General features: G+C 72.0%; 10 protein-coding genes. 5 read left to right on the top strand and 5 right to left on the bottom strand.

Features of this window, described 5'->3' with window-relative positions; translation table 11 throughout:
- A partial coding sequence (locus Asi02nite_RS17880; RefSeq protein WP_203714365.1) for a hypothetical protein occupies positions 1-212 on the bottom strand: 212 nt, incomplete at its 3' end.
- A gap of 449 nt (positions 213-661) precedes the next feature.
- Between Asi02nite_RS17880 and Asi02nite_RS42765 the strand changes: the two genes are divergently transcribed.
- A complete protein-coding gene (locus Asi02nite_RS42765; protein WP_373312276.1) occupies positions 662-904 on the top strand; it encodes a GNAT family N-acetyltransferase in 243 nt (80 codons plus the stop codon).
- Between the two features lie 959 nt (positions 905-1863).
- Positions 1864-2634 carry a hypothetical protein gene (locus tag Asi02nite_RS17870; protein ID WP_203714363.1) on the top strand — a complete coding sequence of 257 codons (771 nt, stop codon included), beginning with the start codon at positions 1864-1866 and terminating at the stop codon, positions 2632-2634.
- Positions 2635-2929: 295 nt separating this feature from the next.
- Here the strand turns inward: Asi02nite_RS17870 and Asi02nite_RS17865 are convergent, their stop codons facing one another.
- Entirely contained in the window at positions 2930-3235 is a 306-nt protein-coding gene (locus Asi02nite_RS17865; RefSeq protein ID WP_203714362.1) for a hypothetical protein, read from the bottom strand.
- A 282-nt stretch (positions 3236-3517) separates the two neighbouring features.
- Here Asi02nite_RS17865 and Asi02nite_RS17860 point away from each other — a divergent pair, with 282 nt between their 5' ends.
- Together Asi02nite_RS17860 and Asi02nite_RS17855 are read left to right on the top strand one after the other, a co-directional pair.
- On the top strand, positions 3518-4291 hold the full coding sequence (locus Asi02nite_RS17860; protein WP_203714361.1) for a hypothetical protein: 774 nt from the start codon (positions 3518-3520) through the stop codon (positions 4289-4291).
- A gap of 136 nt (positions 4292-4427) precedes the next feature.
- On the top strand, positions 4428-5906 hold the full coding sequence (locus Asi02nite_RS17855) for a ricin-type beta-trefoil lectin domain protein (RefSeq protein WP_203714360.1): 1479 nt from the start codon (positions 4428-4430) through the stop codon (positions 5904-5906).
- A gap of 89 nt (positions 5907-5995) precedes the next feature.
- Here Asi02nite_RS17855 and Asi02nite_RS17850 read toward each other — a convergent pair whose 3' ends face one another.
- On the bottom strand, positions 5996-8002 hold the full coding sequence (locus Asi02nite_RS17850; protein ID WP_203714358.1) for a hypothetical protein: 2007 nt from the start codon (positions 8000-8002) through the stop codon (positions 5996-5998).
- 194 nt (positions 8003-8196) lie between these two features.
- Between Asi02nite_RS17850 and Asi02nite_RS17845 the strand changes: the two genes are divergently transcribed.
- A complete protein-coding gene (locus tag Asi02nite_RS17845; protein WP_203714357.1) occupies positions 8197-11124 on the top strand; it encodes an AfsR/SARP family transcriptional regulator in 2928 nt (975 codons plus the stop codon).
- A 144-nt stretch (positions 11125-11268) separates the two neighbouring features.
- Here the strand turns inward: Asi02nite_RS17845 and Asi02nite_RS17840 are convergent, their stop codons facing one another.
- Both Asi02nite_RS17840 and Asi02nite_RS17835 read right to left on the bottom strand, forming a co-directional pair.
- Entirely contained in the window at positions 11269-12444 is a 1176-nt protein-coding gene (locus Asi02nite_RS17840) for a sigma-70 family RNA polymerase sigma factor (RefSeq protein ID WP_203714356.1), read from the bottom strand.
- A gap of 88 nt (positions 12445-12532) precedes the next feature.
- Complete coding sequence (locus Asi02nite_RS17835) at positions 12533-13270, bottom strand: ATP-binding protein (protein WP_203714355.1); 738 nt, start codon at positions 13268-13270, stop codon at positions 12533-12535.
- Positions 13271-13357 lie beyond the last annotated feature (87 nt).

Here is a 13357-nt window from a genome sequence, read left to right as displayed (position 1 = left end):
TCGCCTGACTTCGCGGCTGCCGGGTCGGCGGTGTCGATGACGGGCTCGAGCCGGTCAGCGAGCCGGCGCAGGACCGTCACCATCAGCCGGCGCATCGCCTCGCCGCGCTGTGGCGAAGAGCGCTCGCGCCGCACCCGCGCCGTCGGGCGGGCTGAGAGGACGTGCTCTCGGGTCGCGTCTTCAGCCAGAACCATCGCGGTCAGATCGATCATTGGATGCTCCTTTGAGCCGGGTCCCGTCTGCGCGGACCCGGTCACATCGCTGTCGCTCGGGCGGCCGTCCTCGCACGCTTGGGGTATCACCTGACAGCCTCTTACCGCCGAGCCGGCCGCACATCCGTGCCGTCCACCTATCCACCCCCGTAGTCACCACCTAATCGCCTACTGAGAGCGTGTTGAAAAACTTGGTCAGGTCGGGGTCTCTGTTCGAGCGTGGTAGCCCGGCCCGGTAGGTGCTGTTGTGGCCGGAAAGTGGTGGTCATGAAGATCTTGGAGACGGAACGTCTCCTCCTGTATCGGTGGGATCCGCGGTTCGAGCAGGACTTCGTTCGCCTCGCGACGGACCCGCGCGTTACCCGGTATATCGGCGATGGTCAGCCGTGGACCGCGCAGCAGGCGTTGACGGTCAGCGATGCGCGGTCCTCTGACATCGAGATTGGCTGGTGGTGTGTCCGGAGGCCTCCGGGCGTGGCTTGGCGACCGAAGGGGCGTTGGCGATCCGCGATGAGGCGTTCGAATGCCTCGGCGCTGAACGTGTCGTCGCCCGCTTACAAGGTGACAACACCGGTTCCCGACGTATTGCAGAGCGCTTGGGCATGCGCTGGCATGGCGAGGCGGTGGGCAGGTTTGGCGAACCCATTGCCGTCTACGTGCTTGAACGGGCGGGGTGGAGCGAGATAGTTTGAGAACTAGGCCGGCCTCCGGAGCCAAGCGCTCCCGCATTGGGCCCGGGCAGCTCCGCGATGGCGACCCCTCGCCCAGCGTGGCCTACTCCGGACAGTCCTGGCCGCCAACGCGGGCCACGCCTTCCGCCATTTGCTACCACGTAGGAATGGTCGCGTTGGCAATCCGCCGCTCCCAGTAGCAACTAGACGCGGTCGTCCACCCGGTCGCCGAACGCATGCCAGGTCTCGAGCATTTCCCCGGGTGGCGGACTACGAGGGGAGCGCACCTAGCCCTACGCCGTGCAAAACTTGACTGGCCAGCGCATCGCCAGGCCATTAGGCATCTGCCCAAACCAGATGACGGCGGAACTGTTCCCACTGGTGATATCGAGGTCTTTCCGCCTTCCGGCTTGGCTCGCAGAGGTGGCGTTCGCAGTCTACCTGACTGAATTATGAAGGCGAGATGAAACGACCACGCTTCACATTGGTAAACACCGCAGTGCGGATCGGCTGGGATCGCAACGGCGTTCCGACGGTCCGCACCCGAGCGAACGGTGGTTTCTGAAATGCATACTGGTTCCGTCAGAACGGTAGCCCGCGTAAGGGGGGTCGCCGCGACAGCGATCGGGCTGGCCGGCACGCTGATGCTCAGCGCTCCTGCGCATGCCGTTCCATCCGCATCGGAGGTCTGGGTCGAAGTGCCAGGGCCCAGCGTGCAGACACCCAACCAGTTCGCTGGCGTGTTGCCACTCACCGTTGCGGACGCCTGGGCAGTCGGTGGTAAGAGGGTCGCGGGCTCGGCTGACGTGACATCGCTGACCGCGCGCTGGAATGGTCGTACGTGGACAGCCGTACCCTCCCCGGGCCAGTCAAGGTTGCGTGGCGTTAGTGGTAAGCCCGGCGGATACGTTTGGGCCGTCGGGTCGAGCGACGACGGCACCAGATCCGTTGTCCAGGCTTGGAAGGGATCTGGTTGGTCGGTGGTTGGCCATGTTGCGGCCACCCCTGACAACCCGCTGCACCTCAACGCTGTAGCCGCGCTGGGCAACGAGGATGTGTGGGCCGTTGGCAATCGCGGCGACCTCGAAACGACGGGGCAGGCGGTCCCACATGCCCAGCATTACAACGGGCTTTCATGGCAGGAGGTCGAGGTCCCTCAACCACCGAACGCCTTTATCGCGCAGCTGACATCCGTGTCCGCCAATAACTCAACGGACGTCTGGGCTAGTGGCTTGGCATTTGGCGAAGCTGGGTTCATCCCATACTTCGTCCATTGGGACGGCCGGAAGTGGTCGCTGGTGCAGCCACCGGCGACCATCACCGGCGGGTACAGCGACGTTCAAGCGATCGGCAGCGGGCGCATCATCGCGGTGGGTTCGACTTTTGATGGCGAAGACCCCACACCTCGTCCGCGGATCGCGTCCTTGCGAAACGGTGTCTGGGTACAAGAGTCGGTTCCAGTCGCCGCGGCGGAGCTCAACGCGGTGGCGGTCGACGGCCTTGGCAACGTGTTCGTCGCTGGTGCGGAGCTGGGCGCCGGCGGCCACGACGATCGTAGCCCCCTGATCCTGACCCGGGGGGCCACTGGCCCGTGGTCCGTGCAGACCTCGACGGATGCCAAAGCAGGTGACCTTCTTGATATCCAAGCCACCCGGGTCGATTCCATCAAGTGGGCAGTTGGTTCGACGGGCGTGACGGACGAGACGCACAACAACCTCATCATGACCGCTATACCGAGCCAGCCTAACTAGCTAGCCCATCGCGTCCGGCTACGCCACCGGAGCTATCCAACTCCCGGAGGCGTAGCCGGCACACGATCCTTTCTGCCGGCGCTTCCTGGTGCATGGATGCGGATATTGGGTAGGACAGCCGATCGTGTTCGATTAACCACGACTGCGGTCACGACAGCTGCGTTGTCTCGTGGCGCTCTGGTACGACGCCGGCGGCATAGGCGCCTTGGCCGACCTGCCGCGATCGGGGCCGCCCACCGGTAGTGGATGAGGCGGCGGTCGTAGCGGCCATGCTCAACCCCCGCTGCGACTGGTGTCAGGCGATATAGCCCTGCCGGCCCGGATCGGCCGTCACCGCCAGGATTAGGTCGTTGCGTATCTCGACACGGACCCAGAAATCCCTCTCGCAGTGAGGACAGACGGTGTAGCCCTCGCTCTCGGCGCAGCCCTCGTCCGGGCGCCGCAGCGGCTCGTTCCCGTGCCCGCCGGCCCACCGCAGAGTGTCGCCAAGCCGGTACGTCCGAAGGTCCAACAGTCCAAGCTTGAACTCCACCTCGCACGCGGCACGCCGGTGGCACCATGGGCACCCCAGCTCCACCAGCAGCAGGTTGTAAAGGCTCACCAACTCATCTTCCTCGTTGCGACCCACGAGACGGGCGCCTGGCGCATAACGGTACCGGCAGGAAACCGGACTGTTGAATCAATGCCGTTGAGCAGGTAACCCGCCGTAGACGCGCCGAGCCCGCCACGCTGTCCGCAGCGCGACGCTACAATGACCATCATCAATGGCCAGTGGACGCGGGGTGCGATGTTCCCATCCGAACTCGACAGTGTGTTGTGCACCGGGCCATTTCATATCGCTCTTCGGCGGGCCATCCGGGAGCGGGGGCTGACGCTCGACCGGGTGCGGGTGCATCTCGCGCGGCGCGGTGTGTCGATCGGGCTGTCGAGCCTCAGCGACTGGCAGAACGGGCGTAGCCGGCCCGTCGACGGGCATGTCGTCGGCGCGCTCGAAGCCGTGCTCGGCGTGCCCGTGGGAGGGCTCGCGCGGTTGCTCGACGACGGGGCGCGCGGGCGGCTGGCCGACATCGGGCCCGTGGCCGAGCTGCTCGACGCCGTCGCCGACTCGCGGCCCGGGGACATCGAGATCGTCAGCATTCAGCAGCGGGTCGACCTCGACGAGGACGGGCGGTTCGCCGGCATGTGGGTGCGCAAGGCCATCCGCGCCCGGCGGGACGGTGTCGACCGGTACGTCGCCCGGTTCTACGGCGATCGTGACTGCGACCCGCGGCTCGTGCGGACCCGGGCCCTGCGCAACTGCCGCGTCGGCCGGCGGCTCGTGCATCCCGACGCGCCCGCGATCGTCTACGAGCTCGTCTTCGAGCAGGCGTTGCGGGCCGGCGACACCTGGGTGTTCGAGAGCCGGCTCGTCGACCCGAGCGCCGGGGTCTGCTCCGAGTTCGCCTTCGGGTTCCGCTACCCGGCCGAGCAGTGCCTGCTCGAGGCGCAGTTCCACCCCGGTGCGTTGCCCGCGCGGACCCGGGCGTTCGCCCAGTTCGACCTCGCCGACCGGCGGCACGCGATCGCCGACCTCGCGATGAACAGGCACAACGCGGTGCACCTGATCGCGTCCGGGGTCGACTCCGGCGTGCTCGGCATCGCCTGGGACTGGGCGTGACGGCCGCACCATAGGGCGCCGCGGAAAGGCGGTCAAGCGGCGGAATTCCGGGCCTTGCCCCCGACGGCGCGGTGGTGCGACAAAGACCGGCACAGCGGCCGCTCACCGTCCCCTCCGCCGAAGGAGCGAGTCCACCATGCGCGTCCCACGCACCGCGGGCCTTGCCGCCCTCGCCGTCACCCTGGTCCTCGGACCCGGCGTGCCGGCGCACGGCGCCGAGAACCCCGCCATAACCCAGCTTCCCCTGATCGACGCCGCCACCACGGTCCGCACTGCCGCCGCCGGCGCCGACGGGCTCTCCTCCATCGTCCTCGAGGAGAGATCCGTGACGGTCTGGTGGAAGGGCGCCGTCCCCGACGGGGTCCGCGCCGCCATCGCCCGGGCATCCAGAACCGCACCGGTACGCGTCGCCGCCGCCGCGTACTCCAAAGTGGAGCTTCTGGCCGCCTCCGCCACCATCGAGGCGCGACTCGGTGGCGACCCGGCCTTCCACGGCATCAAGGCCCGCCCCGACGGATCCGGCCTCATCGTGAAGCTGGACCGCCCGAGCACCCTGCGCACGACCAGCGCCGTCCCGGTCACCTACAGCGTCGAACCGCGCCTCGCGCCCGTCTCCCGCGGCGACGACGCGGCGCCCTGGTCCGGCGGCGCGCGGATCGTCAACACCAGCATCGGCGCGGCCTGCACGGGCGGCTACGGCGTCAACACCCCGAGCGGCCCGGCCGTCCTCACCGCCGGCCACTGCGGCAACCCGGGCAACCGCATCACCGACGGCGCCGGCGAGTTCATCGGGAACATCGGCGGCGACGACAACACGTACGACGTGCTGGTCATCCCGACCACCGCGGCGAGCAACCGCATCTACGTCGGCGGCGGCAACAGCAACCAGCAGCTCACGGTCACCGGCGCCGGCGCGCCGTTCGTGGGGGAGCGGCTGTGCCAGTCCGGTTACACCAGCGCCAACTCGGTCGGCGGGCAGATCTGCAACCTGCAGGTGCGGTTCGAGGGCACCGACTCGCAGCGGCTGTGGGAGGCGACGCAGACGGACGGCCAGATCGCGGCGCGGCCCGGTGACAGCGGCGGGCCGGTCTACCTCGACCGCGGCGACGGCACCGTGACAGCGCGTGGCACCACGACGCGGGTCGCGGGCTCCGGCTTCGGCTTCGCCGGCTTCGAGAAGGCGCAGCAGCGCTTCGGCGTCTCGATCCCGGGCGGCACGGGCGGCGGCCGGACCGGCCAGATCGTCAGCGCCGCGACGGGCAAGTGTTTGGACGTCAACGCCAGCGGCACGGCCGACGGCACGAAGATCCAGATCTGGACCTGCAACGGTACGGGGGCCCAGCGCTGGACGGTCGGCACCGACGGCACGCTCCGGGCGCTGGGCAAGTGCCTGGACGTACGCTCCAGCGGCACGGCCAACGGCACGCTGGTCCAGCTCTGGACCTGCAACGGCACGGGCGCGCAACGCTGGACCCCGCAGGCCAACGGATCGCTGGTCAACCCGCAGTCGGGCCGCTGCCTGGACGTAGCGGCCAACGGCACGGCCGACGGCACCCAGATCCACATCTGGGACTGCGTCGGCGCCGCCAACCAACGCTGGACCCTCCCGGCGTGACACAAACGCCCCGGGCCGCCGCACAGGTGGCCCGGGGCACCGACAGCGGCCTGGCCGGCGGTCGCGCTGCCGCCGGCCGGCCGCGGGCGTCACGGACCGGCGAAACCGGCGGCGAGCCGCTGGGCGAGCCGGTCGTGTCCCGCCGCGTTCGGATGCGGTGACCCGCTGACGCCGGTCTCCTGCATCTCGACCCGCGCCAGGTCCGGCGCCGCGACCACCCGCAGGTTGTCGTGCAGCGGCATGCTGAAGATGATGTTGGTGTTGATGGCGCTCATCACCGCCCGGGCCTGGCCGATCCAGAGCGGGTCGATCAGAGCCGACATGCGGGGTCCGAGGTTGGGTACGCGGTCCGCGATCCAGTCGGGCAGCTGGGCGCGGATCATCAGCTCGGCCACGGTGCCCGCGTCGGTGACCGCCGGGACGATGTCGTAGTAGAGCATCCAGACCACCTTGTCGGCGCCGGCGTCGAGCATGGTGTTGACGATCGAACTGGCGTTGGCGCCGATCGCCGCGAAGAGGTCCGGGCCGTTGAAGCGCGGCACGGTGGCCGACAGGTTGGTGTCCTTGTTCGTGATCGGGTTGTGCAACGTGAGCACGCACCCGCCACCCCCGGTGAAGATGCCCTCCTTCCCGTGCGGGTTGGCCCAGTTGACGTGCAGGCTCAGCCGCTCCGCGACGAACTCCAGCCCGCGGCAGAAGGCCAGCGACCGCAGCACGTCGGTCCAGTTGGTGTCGTTGATGCCGCCGGTGCTGACGAAGTAGGCGTCGTGGCCGGCCTCCTTGGCCTTGACGACCTCGGCCTCGGCCATGGACAGCGGCGAGGAGTTGCGGCCCCACGGGAACCCGCAGGCGTCGACGTCGTTGGCTCCCGCGCCGATGATCTGGCCGGTCGAGTAGCCGGTCCGGGCGAAGTTGTAGTAGTCGACGATGTTCTTGTTCGCGTTGAAGTAGCGGCCGACGTACGAGAAGAAGCCGTTGTTCCCAGGGTGACCGCGGTGGTCCTGGGAGACGTGCCCGCAGGTCTTGTCGCTCGACCGCAACTGCAGGTGCGCGGATGTGACCGAGTCGCCGGTCGCGACCAGCACCGTCGCGGCGTCGCGGTTCGGGATCTTGCTGACGTCCCGGCAGTCGACCCGGTCGCTCTTCGCCTCCTCCAGCACCTCCTCGTAGTCCTCGGGGCCGAGCAGCGCGGGGCACCCGGTCGGGTTCGGCGGGTTCGGCGGGCCGGGATCCGGCGGATTGCCCGGATCGCCCGGCGGCGTCTGCGGATCGGTCGGCGACGGGTCACCGCTCTCCGACGGGCCGGCGCTGCCGGACGGGTCGGCGCTGCCGGACGGGCTGGCGCTGCCGGACGGGTCGGCGCTGCCGGACGGGCTGGCGCTGCCCGAGGGGTCGGCGCTGCCGGACGGGCTGGCGCTGCCCGAAGGGTCGGCGCTGCCGGACGGGCTCGCGCTGTCGGACGGGTCGGCGCTGGGGCTCGCGGACGGGCTCGCGCTCTCGGACGGATCGGCGCTCGGGCTCGCACTGCCGGATGGACTCGCGCTGCCGGACGGGCTGGCGCTGCCGGACGGCCCGGTGCTGCCCGACGGGCACGGACTGTCGGACGGCTCGGGTGACGAGGTGGCCGTCGGGTGCGGCGCGGTGGGCGTGGCGACCGTGCCCAGCACCTGACGCAGCAGCAGCGCCGTCGCCGTCGGCTCCACGGGCCCGGTCGTCGCGGTCGGCGACGCGCTCGACGGGGGATCGCTCGGTTCCGCGGTGCAGTCGACCGCCGCACCCGCGTACCGCCGGCCGATCTCGTCCTGGATGAACGCGGGCAGTGCGTCACCTTCGGGTACGCACGGGTTGAGCACCCAGTCGGCGCCCGCGATCTCGCGCGTGCAGGGCCGCCCCGCCGCGGCCAGCCGCACCTGTTCCGCGCGCACCTCGGCCGGCGCCGGTGTCGGCTCGACCGTCGGCCAGGCGACGGCGGTGGCGATCACCAGCAGGACCGCGGCAGACCCGGCGACCAGCGCCGTGTGCCGCGGCCGCGCCTTCGGTGGCTCGGGCGGTGGCGGCCCTGCGGACGTCTCGCCCCAGGCGGAAGACCTCACCATCGCACACTCCTTTGTGGTCCGTGCGAGCCCCGGCGCCCGCCTCGCGGAAGCTAACCGGGGGCGATGATGCGGCGATGAAGCCGCGATGAAGGCGCGCACCGGTCGCGCCGCGGTCCGGGGCGAGGGATAATCTCGTCGATGTATCCCCGATAGGGCGATGGGACCGGGCAGTGCGGATACGGGCGCTGGGACCCATGCGGGTCTGGGACGGCGCGGCATGGGCACCGATCACCGCGCCACATCAGCGCATCGTCCTGGCGGTGCTGATCGCACACCGCGGGCCGGTGCCGCGCGACCGGCTGGTCGACGAGATCTGGGGGGAGCGGCCCACCCGCACGGCGGCCAGTGCCGTCAACGGCTACGTCATGCGACTGCGGCACCTCCTGCGCGGCGGCGGCGCCGGCACCCTCGTCAGCCGCGCGGCGGGCTACGAGCTGGTGACCGAGGACGACGCGGTCGACATCGCGGTGTTCGAGCGGTTGACCCGCACCGGGAAGCGGTACGCGGCCGAGGGCCGGACGGCCGACGCGGCCCGGCAGCTCTCCGCCGCCCTGGCCCTGTGGCACGGTCCCGCGTTCGCGGACGTGCCCGCCACGGCCACCGTCACCGCCGAGGCGGCCCGCGTCGAACAGCTCCGGCTGGCCGCGCGGGAGGAGCAGCTCGCCGCCCGGCTGCGCCTCGGCCAGCACGCGGAGATCGTCGAGGAGCTCGCCGCACTGGTGCGGGAACAGCCGTTACGCGAGCGGTTGTGCCACCTCCTGATGATCACCCTGTACCGCTGCGGCCGCCGGGCGGAGGCACTGGAGGCCTACCGCGCCGTCCGGCAGGCGCTGGTCACCGAGATCGGCATCGAGCCGGGCCCCGAGCTGCGCGACCTGGAGCACGCCGTGCTCACCGACGACCGGACGCTGGCGGCACCGACGGTCGCGGCCGTCACCCCGGCCCAGCTCCCGGCGGCCGTCGCCGACTTCGCCGGCCGGCACGAGCAGCTCGCGGCCCTCGACGCCCTCGCCGCCCGCCGCCCCGTGCCGCCCGTCGTCATCACCGGCCTGGCCGGCGTCGGCAAGACCGCCCTCGCCGTGCGCTGGGGACACGCCGCCGGTGACCGGTTCCCCGACGGCCGGCTCCACCTGGACCTGCGCGGCAGCTCCCCGTTCCCGCCGGTGCCGCCGGCGACCGCGGTCGCCCACTTCCTGCAGGCCCTCGGCGTTCCGGCCGGTGAGATTCCGACCGACCTCGACGACGCGGTCGGGCTCTACCGCAGCATCACCGCGGCGCGCCGCATCCTGGTGATCCTCGACAACGCCGCCGCCGCCGACCAGGTCCGCCCGCTGCTGCCCGCCGGCCCCGGGTGCATGGCCGTGGTGACCAGCCGGGACCAGCTCCGCGGCCTCACCGCGCGCGAGGGCGCCGCCGCGATCCGGTTGGGCGTCCTCGCCCGGGCCGAAGCCGGCACGTTGCTGGGCACCCTGCTGCCGGGCGCCGCGCCCGCCGACCGCGCCGAGCTGGCCCGGCTGTGCGGGAACCTGCCGCTGGCCATCCGCGTCGCGGCGGCGAACGTCCGCGCCCGGTCGGTGCCGCTCGCCCGCTACAACGAGCGGCTCGCCGCGACCGACCGGCTGGAGGCGCTGGCCGTGCCGGGCGATCCGGCGACCGCCGCCGCGACCGCCTTCGACCTGTCGTACGACGCCCACCCGCCCGCGGCCCGTCGCCTGTTCCGGCTGCTCGGCGTGGCACCGGGTGACACGGTCACGCCGGCCGGCGCCGCCGCCCTCGCCGCCGCCCCGGTCGCCGAGGTCGAGACGCTGCTCGACACCCTGGCCCGCACCCACCTCCTGGAACCCGCGGGGCACGGGCGCTACCGCTGGCACGACCTGGTGCGGCTGTACGCCCGGCGCCGGTCGCGCATCGAGGACACCGACCAGGACGCCGCGCTCGACCGCCTCCACGGCTACTACCTGTCCACGATGGACCGTGCCGCCACCCGGCTCTACCCGCACGTCGTGCGGCTACCGTACGCGTCCCGCCATCCCGGTGACGGGATCGATCCGGAGGACGCGCTGGACTGGGTCGAGTCCGAGCGCGACAACATGATCGCGGCGATCATGACGGCCGGCCCCGCCCACCGCGAGGCCGCCTGGCGCCTCACCGACCTGTTGCGCTGGCACCTCGACTTCACCGCACCGTCGGCGGCCTGGCTGCCCGTCACCGAGGCCGCCGTGGCCCACGCGCGGGCCGACGGCAACCCGTGGGGCCTGGCCGCCGCCCACCTGAGCCGGGCCACGGTGCTGCTCGCGGCGAGCCGGTACGGTGCGGCGCTCGACGACTTCGGTCACGCGCTCGACCACGCGCGCGTCGCGGGGTGGGCGGAGGGCCAGACGAGCGCGCTGAGCAACCTCGCGCACGTCGCCTTCGAGACGGGCGACCTCGACCGGGCGGCCCGCCACACCATCGAGGCGCTCGACATCGACACCCGCATCGGGCGGCCGGCCGGTCAGCTCGCCCGCCTCGCCAACCTCGGCAACATCCGCCTCCAGCAGGGCCGCCTGCCCGAGGCCGTCGCCCACTGCCGGGCCGTCATCGAGTTGGAGGGCACCGTCGGGCAGTGGCACGGGCAGGGCACCGCGCACGGCTGCCTCGGCGAGGCCCACCTGCTGCTGGGCCGGCACCGGGAGGCGCTGGACTATCTCACCACCGCGCTGGACACCCACCGGCGGCTCGGGGCGCGCAGCTGTGAGGCCGACACGCTACGGCTCCTGGCCGGCGCACACAACGCGGTCGGCGACACCGCCGTCGCCCGGGACCTGGCCACGCGGGCCGTGGACCTCGCGCGGGAGGTCGGCGACCGGTGGGTCGAGGCGCACGCCCTGATCGCGCAGGGCGAGCTCGACCTCGTCGCCGGCGACACCGACCTGGCCATCGCCCACCTGCGCCAGGTCCTGGCGCTGGCCCGCGGCGACGGCGCCCGGCACGCGGAGGCGCAGGCCCTGATCGGCCTGGCCCGGGCCCACAGCCGGCAGGAGGCGCAGCGGGCCCGCGAGTACGCCGCCCACGCACTGCGGATCTGCCGGGAGTTCGGATACGAGCTGCTGGAGCAGCACGCCGCGGCCGCACTCGCCTAGGTTCTGTTCGTATCTGGAGCCGGGCTGCGGCTGGACTCCGCCTCGCCTCGACCCCGGATACGAAACAGAACCTAGGACATTCAAGGCTGTCAGCGGTGGCCCGGCAGCTCGCCGACACCGGGGAGCTGTGCCCGGCTGAAGCGGTCAGGGACGCGCCCGCTGCCGCGGCGCGACGGGCTGCTCGCGGGTCAGCAGCGGGGCGAGCCCGGCGATGGCCAGCGAGCGCGCCACCGTGCGGCCCGCGTTGGCCAGGGTGAGCCGGGTGCCGCGCCGCCAGGCGACCCGGTAGGCGTCGGCGAGCGCCGCGATCGCGGCCGCGTCGACGAACGGCACCTCCCGCAGGTCGACCGTCACACCACGGCGCGCCGTGCGCGCGCAGAAGATCAGGGTGGGCCGCAGCTCGTCGACGTTGTCGTGGTCGACCTCGCCGCGGACCGCGATCCGGGCCGTGCCGTCGTCGTTTCTGACCGCGATCCGCAGCGTGCCGCCGTCCTGGCGCTCGTCGCCCGCACCCGGGTAGGGCACCGGGGTGTCGCCCAGCAACCCGCCGCGCAGCCACTCCAGCGCCCGGGACAGCAGCCTGGACACGTGCATCTGCGAGATCCCGGTCGCCGCCGCGATCTGTGCCTGGCTCTGGTTTCCGTAGAACCGCAGGGCGAGGATCTCCTGCTCGCGGGCCGGCAGGCGGGTGATCAGCAGGCGCACCGTTTGGATGTCGTCGACCTGCTCCAGGTCGTGGTCCGGTCCGCCGATCAGGTCGCCGACCTCTTCGGACTGCTCGTCGTCGGCGGGGCCGGCGGGCCGGTTCAGCGACCGCGCCCGGTAGGCCTGCCGGGCACGCAGGGCCAGCTCGAGATCGTCCGGCGACACCCGCAGATGGTCGGCGAGCTCGGCCCGGGTGGGCGCGCGGGCCAGCTCGTACGTCAGGTCGTCGATCGCCCTGGACACCTCGAGCATCAGCTCCTGGACACCGCGGGGCACGTGCGTGTCCCAGCACGCGTCCCGGAAATGGCGCCGCAGCTCACCGCGCACGGTCGTCGCGGCGTACCCGGTGAAGGATCCTCGATCGGCCTCGAGGCCGTTGACAGCCTTGACCATCCCCATCCGGGCGACCTGCCGCAAGTCCTCGAGCGGCTCGCCGCGGTGGTCGAACCACCGGGCCAGCCGGTCGGCCATCGGCAGTGCCTGCTCCCAGAGCAGCGCCCGCCGGGCCTCGACGTCGCGGCCGGACTCCCGCGCCTGCGCGTAGTCGCGGGCGAGATCGTCGAGGGCCGGCTGCGTCGATGTCCGCCCGCAACCGTCGGGCGCGTGGAAGGCCATGCGGTTCCTCCTCCTCCTCGGGCGCTGTTACCGCACCTACCCGCCCGGCCGCCGAGTACTCGCGTTCGAGGGCGCTTTACAGAGGCGCTCAGACCCCCAGGACCGCCCAGACGACCTTGCCCGAGTCGCTCGGGAGCCAGCCCCAGCGGTGGCTGAGCGCGTCGACGAGCGCCAGGCCACGCCCGTTGCCGCCGTCGTCCGCGCCCGGCATGGGCAGTGCCTCGGGCACGCCGGTGCCGCCGTCCTCGACCGCCAGCAGCAGCCAGCGGCTCCGGCGTGAGATCCGCAGGGTCATCGTCGTGCCGGCGTGCCGCGTCGCGTTGGCGACGAACTCGGTCACAACCGCGCAGGCCGGGCCCACGAGGTCGGCGAAACCCCACTCCAGGCACGCCCCGGTCACGACGGTGCGGGCGTGCCGGGCCGCGCCGCTGATCGGCGGCAGAACCTCGCGTACGCTCGGTCGCGCCCCACCCTGGTCGATCACCTCCAGCGCCGCCGCGACGCTGGGGATCAGCGCGAGCGACCGCGGGATTCCCAGACGGTGCATCGACCGAACCACCTCGGGGCGGGACTCGACGACGGCGAACGGCACGGCCGGCCACAGGCTTGCCTGCCGGGCCACCGCGGTGAGGACCAACAGGGATGCCCGGTCCTCGACGGCCACGGCCGCCAGGTCGAGCACCAGGGCGTCGGGATGGCCGGCGAGGCGCTTCCGCAGGACGCCGCTCAGGGCGCTCGACGTGGTGCCGTTCAGCGTGCCCCGTGCTGTGACCACGACGACGGTCTCGTGCGACACGGTGTCGAACAGCAGCGAACCTTCCCACATAGTGCGGTCGAGTCTGCCGTGCCCGGCGGGTCACCGCCACTCGTCACGAGATGCGCGCGCCCGCGCGGCGGGCGCCCCGACGGTTAG

It is taken from the genome of Asanoa siamensis, from assembly GCF_016862555.1.
Lineage (GTDB): Bacteria > Actinomycetota > Actinomycetes > Mycobacteriales > Micromonosporaceae > Asanoa > Asanoa siamensis.
The sequence above is the reverse complement of the archived record's forward strand: the minus strand, read 5'-3'. Positions and strand labels throughout refer to the sequence as shown.